The sequence below is a fragment of the uncultured Leifsonia sp. genome, from assembly GCF_945957465.1.
GTDB lineage: Bacteria > Actinomycetota > Actinomycetes > Actinomycetales > Microbacteriaceae > Leifsonia.
In genome coordinates this window covers 17,356-30,634 of record NZ_CAMFLC010000006.1, presented here as the reverse complement: position 1 = coordinate 30,634, position 13,279 = coordinate 17,356, and the positions used below count along the sequence as shown (strand labels likewise).

Genomic DNA, 13,279 nt, shown 5'->3' with positions numbered 1-13,279 from the left:
CGACGCCCACCGGCACCCCAGCCCGCGCCCAGCCTGGTGGGGCAGGGTGAAGGGCGTGGAGATCGTGGTCGACGTCGTGCTGCTGGTGCTCGCCGTCCTCGCGGTGGCGGCCGGCTGGAGCAACGGCGCCATCCGGGCCGCCGGCGCACTGGTCGGCCTGGGCGCCGGCCTGGCGCTCGGTCTCCTGCTCGCTCCCATGGTCGTCGATTGGATGGCGTCCTCCGGGCTGACCGGCGTCAGCCAGCGGTCCATCGTCGCGGCCGTCGTGCTGCTGGTCTGCGCCGCCGTCGTGTACGCGCTCGCCACCGCCGCGGCTTCGGTGATCGGCAAGGTGCTGCGGCACGGCCCGATCCGTTGGGTCGACTCCCTCGTCGGCGCCGCGCTCGGCTTCGTCACCTGGGCGGTCGTCGTCTGGCTCGTGGCCGGATTCGCCATGGCGACCAGCCTCGCGACCGTCGTGCAGGCGGCGGACTCGTCGCGCGTCGTCTCCACCTTGAACAGCATCGCACCGCTCCCCTCCTCGACCGTGCTCGGCGCGGTGGACGACGCCCTCGCGGGAGCCGGTCTCCCGAAGGTCTTCGAGGGCGGCGAGTCGATCAAGAGCATCGGGGCGCCGGATCCCACGATCCCGGCCGGTGTGCAGAACTCGCAGCAGTCCGTCGTGACCGTCCTGGCCTCCAAACCGGCGTGCGGCGTGGACTCCGAGGGCAGCGGCTGGGTGGTCCAGCGGGGCCGGGTCGTCACCAACGCCCACGTCGTCGCCGGTGCGTCGTCGATCGTCGTGCGCGAGTCCGGCGGAACCACAGTCGACCGGGCGACGCTCGTGGCCTTCGATCCCGAACGCGACCTCGCGGTGCTGGATGTCACGGACTTGAGCGCACCCGCGCTCGACATCGGGCAGGATCTCGGCGCGGGCGCGCCGGCGTACGCAGCCGGCTACCCCGGAGACGGGCCGTTCACGATCTCGCCGCAGCGCGTGCGCGACCAGGTCACCGCTCGCGGCACGGACATCTATCAGAGCGGAACGGTCGAGCGGCAGATCTATTCGCTTCGCGGCTCCATCCGGCCCGGCAACTCCGGTGGCCCGCTGCTCGATCAGAGCGGCGACGTCGTCGGCGTCGTCTTCGCGCGGTCGACCGTCGACCCCGATACGGGATACGCGCTCACTCTCGAAGAGCTGCGACCCGTGCTCGGCTCGGTCGGCCCGACCCCGATCAGCTCCGGCGCGTGCTCCGCGGGCTGACAGCCGCCCCTCCGCCGTGGTTGGCTTGGTCGCATGAAGGCTGTCAGCTACACGTCCACCGGCGATTCCGACGTCCTCACGCTCGGCGAACGGCCCGAGCCGCACGCCGGCGACGGTGAGGTGCGGGTGCGCATCCACGTCTCCGGCGTCAACCCGACGGACTGGAAGTCGCGGCAGGGGTCCGGCTCCTCCGAGCTCCCTCGCCCGCAGGTGCCGAACCAGGACGGCGCGGGCGTCGTCGACGAGCTCGGCGCGGGCGTGTCCGACCTCGCAGTGGGCGACCGGGTCTGGGTGTGGGACGCCGCATTCCAGCGACCCGACGGGACGGCCCAGGAGCTGGTCGCGCTCCCCCGGGATCAGGTCGTGGCGCTGCCGGACGGCGTCGGATTCGATGTCGGGGCGTCCCTCGGCATCCCGGCTCTGACCGCCCATAGGGCGCTCACCTCATCGGAGTCCGTGCCGGACGAGTTGGCGCCCGGGGCGCTCGAGGGGCGCACCGTCCTGGTCGCGGGAGGCGCTGGCGCGGTCGGCCATGCTGCGATCCAGCTCGCCGTCTGGGCCGGCGCGACGGTCATCGCGACCGTGAGCAGCCACGAGAAGGCCGAGCTCGCGCGCGCGGCCGGCGCACATCACGTCGTCAACTATCGCGAGTCCGACACCGCCGAGGCGATCGGAGCCCTCGCACCGCGCGGCGTCGACGTCGTCGTGGAGGTGAACGTTGCGGCCAACGCCGCGCTCGACACGAAGATCACGGGACGCAACGCGACGATTGCGAGCTACGCGGACGCCCCGGGTTCCACCGAGGTCGCCATCCCGATCCGGCCCTCGATGCAGAAGAACCTGCGCTGGCAGTTCCTCCTGACCTACACCGTGACCCCCGAGTCGAAGGCGGCCGCCGTGCGTGCGGTGTCGGCGGCCGTCGCCGACGGCGCACTTCCGGTCGGCGCCGAACACGGCCTGCCCATCACCCGGTTCCCGCTCGAGCAGACGGCCGCCGCCCACGACGCCGTGAAGGACGGCATCGTGGGCAAAGTGCTCATCGACGTGCCGTGACCCCGGTGGCGGGCTGTTCGGCGCGCGCCGATCGGGCGAGGCGCACGATCTGCACCACCATCGCGACCGCCGCCGCGGCGGCGATGACGGCCGTGTAGCCCAGAGCGGTCGGCAGGAGCCCGATCGTTCCGATCAGCTCCCCGGCTGCGAGCGCGGGCACGCCGTAGGCCAGATAGCTCACGAGGAACACGCCCGCGAAGAGCTCGGCGCGCTGGTCGTTGGGGGCGAGAGGTGCGATGATCCGCAGCATCGCCGAGAACCCGCCGCCGAACCCCGCACCGGCGACGACCGCACCGGCGAAGAGCATGACGAGCAGGCCTCCGGCGATGCCGATCGCGGCGAGAGCGACGCCGACCATGATGGCCGCCATCGACCACACGGTGGTCGTCCGCGCCGGGGCGCGCGTCAGCAGAAGTCCGGCCACCGCACCGACGGCCGGCGGCACCGCCACGATCGCGCCGTTGAGGAGGCCTGAGTCGAGGTGGAAGACCCCGTGCAGGATCGAGGGCGACAGTCCGATGAACAGCCCGGCCAGCATCCACGTCGCGACGAACAGCGGCAGGGCCGCGATGAACTCGCCGCGCGCGGCCCGCGGGATGAACAGCCGAGGCGTGAGCGATCGGAGCGCCCCGCCCCGCGGCGACACGGTCTCGGGCGACGCGAAGACGACGACGATGCCGGCGACGAACAGCAGCGCGAGTGTGACGAAGACGAGCGTGGTCGGTTGCGCCGTGAACTGCACGGCGAGCCCCGTGAAGAAGGCACCGAGCGCGATGCCGCCGACCGGAGCGGTCGACCCGATCGTCGCCCCGAGCTTCTTCTGCCGCTCGGGTGCGAGCTCGACGAGCGCTGCGGTGAAGGTGCTCATCGCCGCGCCGGTCGCCACCCCCTGCACCGAACGTGCCGCGATGATGGCACCGATGTCTTTCGAGAAGAGGAACATCAGCATCGCCGCGGCCTGGAGGGCGAGCGCCCCGATGAGCACCGGCCGGCGGCCGATGTGGTCGGAGAGCGATCCGGCCACGAGCAGTGTGATCAGCAGCGTGACGGCGTAGATCGCGAACGCGACCGTGAGCAGCCACGACGGGAATCCCCACTCCTGCTGGTACAGCACGAACAGCGGGCTCGGCGCACCCACCGCGAGAGCGACGGCGACGAACGCCAGGGCGGTGCCTGCGAACGCGGCGGCCGGGCTCAGCCGCGCCGCCCGCAGGCGACCGGTGCGTGCGGGCGGCCGGGCGACGGCGATTCCACCGGTCGCAACGGTCGGGCACGCGTCTCCTGCAGTGGACATCTGGGCCTCCTAAAAGCAAATATGGTTGCTTTAATGGACTATAGGGCGGTACCCGTCAAAAAGCAACAAGATTTGCTTTAAGCTATTCCCATGACTACGACCAGACCGTCGAAGCGGACGGGCGGACGCAGCGCCGCGGTCATCCACAGCGTGCGCACCGCCGTCGAAGAACTCGTCAAAGAGAAGGGCAGCGAGCGCGTCACCGTCCCGATGATCGCCGAGCGCGCCGGAGTCAATCCGACCAGCATCTACCGCCGCTGGGGCGACCTCCCCACACTGCTCAACGACATCGCCACGTACCACCTCGACCCCGACCGCCCGCTCGCCGAACGCGGCGACCTCCGCGACGACCTCACCGACTGGGCGAACGGCGTCGTCACGCACTTCCGCAAGCCCGTCAACGCCGCTCTGCTGCGCGGCGGCGCCGGCGCGGCGGGCGAGCGCACCTCCGACTGTCTGCGCAATCGGCGCACCGAGGCGGCGCAGCTGCTGGCCCGGCACCCCGAGACCTCCATCACCGAAGACGACGTCATGGACGTCGTGATCGCGCCCATCGTCAACCGCGTCATCTTCCAGCCCTGGACGCTCGGCGACAGCACGGCCGACGACATGGTCTCCCGGCTGTTCCGCGCCGGCGCGGGGTCATCCGAGTAGGTGCGGCGCCGGCGGATACCCCCTAGTCTCGACAGGGTGTCCCGCCCCCGTACCGCCCAGGAGCGCGCGGCCGCACGCTCCGGTTGGGCGGTCGGCATCGCCACGGCCCTCTACGGCATCTCTTTCGGCGCACTCGCCACGGCGTCCGGGCTGGACGTCTGGCAGGCCTGCGTCCTGAGCCTGGTGATGTTCAGCGGGGGCTCCCAGTTCGCACTCATCGGAGTCCTCGCCTCCGGCGGCGTGGCCGCGGGAGGCACGGCGATCGCCGGCGCGGCCCTCCTCGGCGTCCGCAACTCGTTCTATGCCCTCCGCCTGTCCCGCATCATCGGACCGGGATTCTGGAGGCGCAGCGCGGCCGCCCAGCTCACGATCGACGAGTCGACGGCCGTCGCCACCGCGCAGACCGAGCCCGATGCGCAGCGTGTCGGCTTCTGGGTCACCGGCCTCGTCGTCTACATCGGCTGGAACATCATGACACTCGCCGGCGCACTCCTCGGCAACCTCATCGGGGACGTCAAGGCCTACGGCCTCGACGCGGCCGCCGCGGCCGCGTTCCTCGGGCTGCTCTGGCCTCGGCTGCGCGCCCGCCAGACGCAGGCCGTGGCGGTCGCCGCCGGCTTCGTCGCGACACTGCTCACTCCGTTCCTCATGCCCGGGCTCCCCGTCCTGGCCGCTGCGGTCGTCGCGATCGTCTTCGGCGCCCTCAACCTCTTCGGAAAGCGCGACCACGGACAGCATCCCGACCCGGTCCCCATGGAGCGGGAGGTCGAACCGTGACGACCTGGCACATCATCCTCCTCGGATCGATCGCCGTCCTCGCCCTCAAGGCCGCAGGATGGCTGGTGCCTCCCAAGACGCTCGACCACCCCGCCGTCGCGCGCACCAGTGACCTGCTGACGGCGGCCCTGCTGGCCGCGCTGATCTGCGTGCAGACGTTCGGCGCCGGCCAGACGCTGGAGCTCGACGCCCGCCTTCCTGCCGTCGCGATCGCCGCAGGGCTCTACGCACTGCGGGTCCCGTTCATCATCGTGGTGCCCGCGGCCGCGGTGGTGGCTGCGCTCATCCGCCTGCTGACCTGAGCAGCCCTCGCGAGGGCCACGGTGTCGGCGGCTCTCCCTAACGTTCTGACGTGAGCGCATCCTGGCATCCCGTGGCGAACGCGCAGCCCACGGAGTGGCTGCTCAGCCAGGGTGCCCTCGGCACGCCGTACGCCGTGATCCGGCGCTTCGCGTTCGGCGACGCGAACCGCCCGGACGTCTGGTTCCGGGTGGTCACCTGGGCACCTCGATCCGAAGGCCGGGAGCTGATCGGCTGGTGCCGCACCCTGGAGGCCGCGGCGGCCGTCGCCTGGGATCACCGCTGTGCCGCGGAGTCCTGGCGGCATCACATGGCGAAGCGGCGGTCGGATCCCGCCGCAATGGCCGCGCAGCGTCCGAGCGCGGCGGAACTCGTCCGCTTCTATCGCGCGGCACTCACAGCACAGGGACCGCCGGGCGCATTGCGTCCTCCCGGTCCGAGGACGACCATGGGGCGGTGAGCGAGATTCCCGGCAACGACGACATCGACCCCGCCGACGGCCGTCCGGAGTCCGAGGAGCAGCGGGCCGACCGCAACTGGAGCGAGATCCTCCAGGAGCTGCGCGTGACGCAGACGGGAACGCAGCTGATCAGCGGCTTCCTCCTCGCCATCGCCTTCCAGCAGCGGTTCGGCGGGCTCACGCCGTTCCAAGTGGGCTTCTACCTCGTCCTGGTCACGCTCGCCGCGGGCTGCACCGCCCTGGGTCTCGCGCCCGTGGCGCTCCACCGCCGGCTGTTCCGCCACCACGAGAAAGCCCAGACGGTGTCCATCGCCAACCGCATGCTGCGCATCACGCTCGGCCTCGTCGCCCTGCTCACCTCGGGAGTCGTCTTCTTCGTCTTCGATGTGACGCTCGGCCTCGTGGCGGCTGTGATCGCCGGGGCGGGGATCCTCGTCGTGCTGGCGCTCCTGCTGCTCGTGTTGCCGGCGAACGTCCTCAGCCGGCTCCGCCGCTCGGCGTGAGGGTCTTGGCCAGGTCGCCGAGCATCTGCTCCATCACCTCCACCGCTGCCCCGTCGGAGGCGGCGAGCGCTCGTGTGAGCGCGAGCACGCGATCACGCGAGGCGGCCGCGGCGCCGACGTCGGACAGTGCGACATATCGGACGAACCGTGGGAGCAGCGTCTCGATCGTCTCGGCGAGCACCGTGTCGCGGATGCCGCCGAGGAACGCACTCGTCGTGCGCTGCAACGCGTCGATCGGCGACGATGCCGGCTCCCGTTCGAGGCGTTCGGCGATCACCGTGAGCTCGAGTTCGGTGTCGACATCGAGGTCGCCGATCGACCGGCGGATGGCTTCGGGCAGCAGAAGCCCCAGCACGCCGATCACGCGCCGGGTCTCGACGTCGTCCATCGGGGCGACGAGCGTGTAGCGGTTGGGCGCAGTGCGGATGAGCCCGACCTGAGCGAGCCGGCTGATGGCCTCCCTGACGGGCGTCCGCGACACCCGCAGGGCTTCGGTGAGCTCTGCGTCCTTGAGACGCTCGCCGGGAGCCAGGTCGCCGGCGACGATGCCGGCCAGAAGGATCGCGTAGACATCGTTACGGAGCAGGCGCCTGTCGGCCGCGAGCGAGGGAAACCTCGCGCGGAGTTCTTCGAGGGTCATGGGGCTCGTTTCCTGAACTCAGTGTTTTGATCTGGTATATTTATAGTTTAGCAAGAGGAATCTGATCACGGCAAACCGATCGTTCCACCCCCGTGTCCCGCCCCGATCCTTCCCCCGAGGAGACCCGACATCATGCCGATGCCCACCGATCACGTCGCCCGCATCTCCCTCTCCGACGAGGCCTACGTCCGAATCGAGGCCGCCATCATGGACGGCACGCTCGAGCCGGGCGAGCGCCTCCGCGACTCGGACCTCGTCGAGTGGCTCGGCATCTCGCGCACGCCCATCCGTCACGCGCTCGACCGTCTCGCCGAACAGGGCCTGGTCGAGATGGAGCGCAATCGGTTCACCCGCGTCGCGGCGTTCGACATCGTCGGCGTCCTCGAGTCGGTGCAGGTCGCCGGCGACCTCTGGGCCGGCGCAGCCCTGCGCGGCATCCCGTCGTGGGATGAGGAGGACGACGAGCTCGTCGCCGACATCCAGACCGAGCTCGTCGAGGCCGCCACCATCGACGACACCGTGCGTTTCGTGACCGTCTTCGAGCACCTCGTCGTCGCCTTCGCCCGCATCGAAGGCAACAATGTGCGCATCCGCACGCTCGGCAACGTGCTGCCGCAAGTGCGCCGCCTGGGACGCAAGCTCCACGGGCGACTCGACCCCCTCGCGGTCAAACGGTTCACCGACGAGCTGAGGGCAGCCACGACCAGGCGCGATGGCCGTGCGGCCGTGACCCTCATCGACGACTACGTGACCCGCCTCGGAGACGTGCTCGGCCGGCTCTGACCCGGCGACTCCGACCCTGCGGGTCAGTGTCACCACGGGCCGTGATATCCGTGACAGCCCGGATGCCGAACCCTCCGTCGCCGCCCTACCGTGGAGACACGCTCGGCCAGGGGGAACCGTCCAGGGGGACGACAGAAGGCCGGTCCCGTTCGGGACCGGCCTTCTGCCTGTTTCTGATACCTACTACTTGGTCAGCGGCTCCAGGGTCGGGTCGTTGGCGTACGCCTCCGCCGCGTTCTCCTTGGTGACGATGACCGGCTTGAGCAGGTAGGCCGGAACGATCTTCTTGCCGTTGTCGTACGACTTGTCGTCGTTCGTGGCCGGCTTCTTGCCCTGCTGCAGGTCCTTGACCATGTCGATGGCCTGCTTGACCAGGTTGCGGGTGTCCTTGTTGATGGTCGAGTACTGCTCGCCCGCCATGATGGACTTGACCGACTCGGCCTCCGAGTCCTGACCGGTCACGATCGGAACCGGCTTGCCGGCGCCCTTCACCGAGGTGATGATGGCGCGCGCCAGGGTGTCGTTCGGCGAGAGAACGCCGTCGAGCTCGGTCGAGCCGTAGCTCTTCGCGAGCAGCGTGTCCATGCGGGTCTGCGCGTTCTGCGGCAGCCAGCCCTGGGTCGCGGTCTGCTTGATGTCGGTCTCACCGGAGACGACCGTCAGCGTGCCGTCGTCGATCTTCGGCTGGAGGACCTTCATGGCGCCGTCGAAGAACACCTTCGAGTTGGCGTCGTCGGGCGAGCCCGAGAACAGCTCGATGTTGTACTTGGTCTTGCCCGGGTACTTCGCCTTCATGCCGTCGAGCAGGGCCTGGCCCTGCAGCTCGCCGACCTTCTCGTTGTCGTACGCGACGTAGTAGTCGACGTCCTTCGTGTTGAGGATCAGGCGGTCGTAGGCGATGACGGTCGCGCCGGCGTCGTGCGCGGCCTTGGCCTGCGCGGCGAGCTGTCCGCCGTCGACGGCGCCGATGATGACGACCTTGGCGCCGTTGGTGATCATCGACTGGATCTGCGACTGCTGGTCCGAGACGCCGGAGCCGCCCGCGTACTGCACGTCGCCCTTGAAACCGGCCGCCTTCAGGCCGTCGGTGAACAGGCCACCGGCGAGAACCCAGTTCTCCGACGTCTTGGTCGGGAGGGCGACGCCGATGGAAGCGTCCTTGGCGAAGCCGGAGGCCGTGGAGCTTCCGCTGGAGCCGTCACGGCTCGAGCAGCCCGACAGGGCCAGCGCGGCGGCAGCTGCGACAGCCACTGTCGCGAGTGCGAATTTGCGCATTGCTTTCTCTTTCTGTGGTTGGGATGGTGCAGGTTTCGGGAAGGAGTTCTGGTCAGGAGGTGAGGGAGCGCGACGAGTCCTCGGCCGGGTCGGCGGTCGGGAGCACTGCGGGCTGGTCGGCCCCTGCGCCGTCGACCGCGTTCTCCTTGCGCCCGCGGCCGCCGAAGAGCCGGCCGATGAGCGAGGGTCCGCCGCGGCGGTGCGAGTAGACGTCGACGCCGACCGCGATCAGGAGCACGAGGCCCTTGATGATCTGCACCCAGTCGCTGGTCACGCCGAGCAGCTGAAGGCCGTTGTTGAGCACGGCGATCACGAGACCACCGACGATCGAGCCGGCGACCGTGCCGATGCCGCCGGAGACCGCGGCGCCACCGATGAACACGGCCGCGATCGCGTCGAGCTCCCAGCCCAGGCCGTCCTGCGGACCCGAGGACACCGAACGGGCCACCGCGATCATGCCCGCCAGAGCCGCGAGCACCGACATGTTCATCATCACGAAGAAGTTGATCCGCTTGATCTTCACGCCCGACAGCTCGGCCGCGTGCGCGTTGCCGCCGACCGCATAGATGTGGCGGCCGAAGATCGTGCTGCGCGTCACGAACGAGTACAGGATGATCAGCACGCCGAGGATGATGCCCGAGACGGGGAACGAGGTGCCGACGCGGCCGCCCGCGAACAGGAACGTGAAGTAGATCACGATCGCGTCGAGCACCACGACCTTGAAGACGCTGACCCAGAGGGGGGCATTCTCCGATCCCATCTTCGTCTGGTTGCGTCGGGTGCGGACCTCCCTCAGCGCGATGACGACCGCGATGACGAGTCCGAGCAGCAGGGTGGAGTTGTTGTAGCCGGTGTCCGGGCCCCACTCGGGCAGGAAGCCGCCGCCGATGAACGTGAAGGCGTCCGGGACCGGGATGGTGTTCGCGTTCCCGATGAGCTGGTTGAGTCCGCGGAAGATGAGCATGCCGGCGAGTGTGACGATGAAGGCGGGGACGCCGACGTAGGCGACCCACCAGCCCTGCCACGCGCCGATCAGCGCTCCGACGGCGAGGCCGAGCAGGATGGCGAGCGGCCAGGCGACGTGCCAGCTCGTCATCGCCTGCGCGACGATGATGCCGACCACAGCGGCGACCGAGCCCACCGACAGATCGATGTGTCCGGCGATGATGACCATGACCATGCCGATCGCCAGGATGAGCACGTAGGCGTTCTGGTTGACCAGGTTGATCAGGTTGACCGGGTCCAGCGTCTTGCCGCCGGTGAGGATCTGGAACAGCAGGACGATGACGACGAGTGCTCCCAGGATGCCGAACTGGCGTCCCGTGGACTGGCCGCCGCCGAACATCTTGCCGAGGTCGCGGATCCCGCCGGACTTCTTCTTCTCTTCGATCTGAGTCGTCATTATCGGGTTGCCTTCTTCTTGGCGGAGGTCATGCTCTTGAGGAGCGTTTCGGGGGTGGCTTCGCTGATGGGGAGCTCGTTGGTGATCTGGCCCTCGAAGATCGTGTAGATACGATCCGAGATGCCCAGCAGCTCCGGCAGCTCGGACGAGATGACGATGACGCCCTTGCCCTGCGCGGCCAGCTGCTGGATGATGCCGTAGATCTCGTACTTGGCACCCACGTCGATACCGCGCGTGGGCTCGTCGAGGATCAGGATGTCCGGGTCGGTGAACATCCACTTCGCCAGGACGACCTTCTGCTGATTACCGCCGGAAAGCGTCGCGACCCCGCGGTCGACGTCGGGCGTCTTGATCCGGAGGCTCGTGCGATACTCCTCGGCGACCGCGTGCTCCGCCCGATCGTCGACGACACCGCGCCTGGCGATCTTCTTCAGCTTCGCCGACACGATCGACTGCTTGATGTCATCGAGGAGGTTCAGGCCGAGCACCTTGCGGTCTTCGCTCACGTAGGCGAGGCCGTTGTCGATCGCCTCCGAGACGGTGCGGACCTGGATCTCCTTGCCGTCCTTGTAGATCTCGCCGGAGACGAAGGTGCCGTAGGAGTGGCCGAACACGCTCATCGCGAGCTCGGTGCGCCCGGCGCCCATCAGGCCCGCGAACCCGACGATCTCGCCCCGGCGCACGGTGAAGCTCGAATTCTTCACCACAAGGCGGTCGGGGACCTGCGGGTGCTGCACCACCCAGTTCCGAACCTCGAAGAAGACCTCGCCGATGTTCGGCGTCCGCCCCGGGAACCGGCTCTCCAGCGTGCGGCCGACCATTCCCCGGATGATCCGGTCCTCGTCGACCCCATCGGCCTTGACATTGAGCGTCTCGATGGACCGGCCGTCGCGGATGATCGTGATCTCGTCCGCGATCTGTTCGATCTCGTTGAGCTTGTGGCTGATGATGATCGAGCTCACGCCGCGTCCCTTGAGACCCAGGATCAGGTTCAGGAGATGCTGCGACTCGGCTTCGTTGAGCGCTGCGGTCGGCTCGTCGAGGATCAGCAGCTTGACGTTCTTGTTGAGTGCCTTCGCGATCTCCACCAGCTGCTGCTTGCCGACGCCGATGTTCTTGATCTGCGTGTCGGGGTCGTCGCTCAGGCCGACGCGGGCGAGGAGCTCGGCGGCGCGACGCTTGGCCTCGGCCCAGTCGATCACGCCGGCGCGGCCGGGTTCGTTGCCCAGGAAGATGTTCTCGGTGATCGAGAGCTCCGGGATCAGCGCGAGCTCCTGATGGATGATCACGATGCCCCGCTGCTCGGACGACTTGATGTCCTTGAACCGCATCACCTCGCCCTGGTAGACGATGTCACCGGAGTAGGTCCCGTACGGGTAGACACCCGACAGCACCTTCATCAGCGTGGACTTGCCCGCGCCGTTCTCGCCGCAGATCGCGTGGATCTCGTCGGCGTGGACGGTCAGGGAGACATCCTCCAGCGCCTTCACGCCGGGAAACTCCTTGGTGATGGCGCGCATCTGCAGGATGACTGCGTTCGACGGCATCGTCGCTCCTTGGTGTGCTGTTCGGGATGGTCTGTTGCCTGCGCGCGCTACGCTTGCGCCTAAGTAGTAAACGCTAAATTCAGTCTTGGCGTCAAATAGTGAAGACAACGGATCGATAACGGACGGGCAGACCGCGCCTTACACCGAGGGGCGAGACCTGATCCACAGGAGACGACGAAGGCCGGCCCCGTGCGGGACCGGCCTTTTCGGTGGTTGTGCGTCTCCTATTTGGTCAAAGGCGCCAGGAGCGGATCGTTCGCGTACGCCTCGGCCGCGTTGTCCCGGGTCACGATGAGTGGCTTGAGCAGGTAGGCGGGGACGATCCGGGCTCCGTTGTCATACGACGTGTCGTCGTTGATCTCCGGCTTCTTGCCCTGCTGCAGATCTTCGACCATCGCGATCGCCTGATTCACGAGGTTCCGGGTGTCTTTGTTGATCGTGGAGAACTGCTCGCCCGCCATGATCGATTTGACCGACTGGGCCTCCGAGTCCTGGCCGGTCACGACGGGGATCGGCTTGCCCGTGCTGCGCACCGACGTGATGATGCCGCGGGCGACCGTGTCGTTCGGCGCCAGCACGCCATGCAGTTCCGTCGACGTGTAATTCGCCGCCAGGAGCGTATCCATGCGGTTCTGTGCGTTCTGCCCCGACCAGCCCTGGGTTGCCGTGGCCTTGATGTCGGTCTGCCCGGAGACCACGCGGAGAGTGCCGTCGTCGATCTTCGGCTGGAGGATCTTCATGGCGCCGCGCCAGAAGACCTTCGAGTTCGCGTCGTCGGGAGAGCCGGAGAAAAGCTCGATGTTGTAGGGCTTCACGCCGGGGAACCGTTTGTCCAGGCCGTCCACGAGCGACTGGCCCTGCAGCTCGCCGACCTTCTCGTTGTCGTAGGCGACGTAGTAGTCCACGTACTTGGAGTTGATGATGAGGCGGTCATAGGCGATCACGACGGCGCCCGCGTCATGCGCCGCCTTGGTCTGCGCTGTGAGCTGACCTCCGTCGACCGAACCGATGATGACGACCTTCGCGCCCTTGGTGATCATCGACTGGATCTGCGACTGCTGGTCGGCGACCAGGCTGGTCCCGCCGGCGTACTGCACGTCACCCGTGAATCCGGCCTTCTTCAGTCCGTCCGTGAACAGACCGCCGGCGAGCACGAAGTTCTCCGATGTCTTGCTGGGCAGGGCGACACCGATCGTCGCGTCCTTGGCGAATCCGGGGACGGCCGACGCCGACGAGCCGGTTCGCGTGGAGCAGCCCGCCAGAGCGAGCGTGGCGGCAGCGGCGACGGCAGCCGCCGCGAGTGTGGTCCTACGCATGTGTTCTTCCTTCTGCTGTGCGGTGAGAGGTC

Annotated in this window: 14 protein-coding genes; 8 read left to right on the top strand and 6 right to left on the bottom strand. The window is 68.5% G+C overall.

Annotation, left to right across the window (positions count from 1 at the left end; genetic code table 11):
- Nucleotides 1-55: 55 nt before the first annotated feature.
- On the top strand, nucleotides 56-1,243 hold the full coding sequence (locus Q0Q23_RS04725; RefSeq protein WP_295120085.1) for a MarP family serine protease: 1,188 nt from the start codon (nucleotides 56-58) through the stop codon (nucleotides 1,241-1,243).
- A 33-nt stretch (nucleotides 1,244-1,276) separates the two neighbouring features.
- A complete protein-coding gene (locus Q0Q23_RS04720; RefSeq protein ID WP_295120083.1) occupies nucleotides 1,277-2,296 on the top strand; it encodes an NADPH:quinone reductase in 1,020 nt (339 codons plus the stop codon).
- Here Q0Q23_RS04720 and Q0Q23_RS04715 read toward each other — a convergent pair.
- Nucleotides 2,280-3,590 carry an MFS transporter gene (locus Q0Q23_RS04715; RefSeq protein ID WP_295120081.1) on the bottom strand — a complete coding sequence of 437 codons (1,311 nt, stop codon included), beginning with the start codon at nucleotides 3,588-3,590 and terminating at the stop codon, nucleotides 2,280-2,282. The genes Q0Q23_RS04720 and Q0Q23_RS04715 overlap by 17 nt on opposite strands.
- Before the next feature lie 90 nt (nucleotides 3,591-3,680).
- On the opposite strand from Q0Q23_RS04715, the gene Q0Q23_RS04710 reads away from it, so the two are divergent.
- From Q0Q23_RS04710 to Q0Q23_RS04690, 5 genes are read left to right on the top strand one after another with little or no spacing between them, the layout of a single operon-like run.
- Nucleotides 3,681-4,244, top strand: coding sequence for a TetR/AcrR family transcriptional regulator (locus tag Q0Q23_RS04710; protein ID WP_295120079.1), 564 nt, complete (start codon nucleotides 3,681-3,683; stop codon nucleotides 4,242-4,244).
- Nucleotides 4,245-4,280: 36 nt separating this feature from the next.
- Nucleotides 4,281-5,021 (top strand): AzlC family ABC transporter permease, encoded by a 741-nt coding sequence (locus Q0Q23_RS04705; protein ID WP_295120076.1) that lies wholly within the window; start codon nucleotides 4,281-4,283, stop codon nucleotides 5,019-5,021.
- Nucleotides 5,018-5,323, top strand: a complete 306-nt coding sequence (locus Q0Q23_RS04700; RefSeq protein WP_295120073.1) for an AzlD domain-containing protein — start codon at nucleotides 5,018-5,020, stop codon at nucleotides 5,321-5,323. The genes Q0Q23_RS04705 and Q0Q23_RS04700 overlap by 4 nt, the downstream gene beginning before the upstream one ends.
- A 50-nt stretch (nucleotides 5,324-5,373) precedes the next feature.
- Entirely contained in the window at nucleotides 5,374-5,781 is a 408-nt protein-coding gene (locus Q0Q23_RS04695) for a hypothetical protein (RefSeq protein ID WP_295120070.1), read from the top strand.
- On the top strand, nucleotides 5,778-6,284 hold the full coding sequence (locus Q0Q23_RS04690; protein WP_295120067.1) for a DUF6328 family protein: 507 nt from the start codon (nucleotides 5,778-5,780) through the stop codon (nucleotides 6,282-6,284). Before Q0Q23_RS04695 ends, Q0Q23_RS04690 begins: the two co-directional genes overlap by 4 nt.
- Here the strand turns inward: Q0Q23_RS04690 and Q0Q23_RS04685 are convergent.
- Complete coding sequence (locus tag Q0Q23_RS04685; protein WP_295120064.1) at nucleotides 6,259-6,924, bottom strand: GntR family transcriptional regulator; 666 nt, start codon at nucleotides 6,922-6,924, stop codon at nucleotides 6,259-6,261. The two genes, Q0Q23_RS04690 and Q0Q23_RS04685, sit on opposite strands and share 26 nt — an antisense overlap.
- Nucleotides 6,925-7,056: 132 nt before the next feature.
- On the opposite strand from Q0Q23_RS04685, the gene Q0Q23_RS04680 reads away from it, so the two are divergent.
- Nucleotides 7,057-7,707 (top strand): GntR family transcriptional regulator, encoded by a 651-nt coding sequence (locus Q0Q23_RS04680; RefSeq protein ID WP_295120061.1) that lies wholly within the window; start codon nucleotides 7,057-7,059, stop codon nucleotides 7,705-7,707.
- A 183-nt stretch (nucleotides 7,708-7,890) separates the two neighbouring features.
- On the opposite strand, the gene Q0Q23_RS04675 is transcribed toward Q0Q23_RS04680, so the two are convergent.
- The 4 genes from Q0Q23_RS04675 to Q0Q23_RS04660 form a co-directional block, all read right to left on the bottom strand.
- Nucleotides 7,891-8,982: a sugar-binding protein gene (locus Q0Q23_RS04675; protein WP_295120058.1), complete on the bottom strand. Its 1,092-nt coding sequence runs from the start codon at nucleotides 8,980-8,982 to the stop codon at nucleotides 7,891-7,893.
- A 52-nt stretch (nucleotides 8,983-9,034) separates the two neighbouring features.
- Complete coding sequence (gene mmsB / locus Q0Q23_RS04670) at nucleotides 9,035-10,384, bottom strand: multiple monosaccharide ABC transporter permease (protein WP_295120055.1); 1,350 nt, start codon at nucleotides 10,382-10,384, stop codon at nucleotides 9,035-9,037.
- Nucleotides 10,384-11,931, bottom strand: coding sequence for a multiple monosaccharide ABC transporter ATP-binding protein (mmsA, locus tag Q0Q23_RS04665; RefSeq protein ID WP_295120046.1), 1,548 nt, complete (start codon nucleotides 11,929-11,931; stop codon nucleotides 10,384-10,386). Before mmsA ends, mmsB begins: the two co-directional genes overlap by 1 nt.
- A gap of 224 nt (nucleotides 11,932-12,155) precedes the next feature.
- Nucleotides 12,156-13,247: a sugar-binding protein gene (locus Q0Q23_RS04660; protein WP_295120052.1), complete on the bottom strand. Its 1,092-nt coding sequence runs from the start codon at nucleotides 13,245-13,247 to the stop codon at nucleotides 12,156-12,158.
- Nucleotides 13,248-13,279 lie beyond the last annotated feature (32 nt).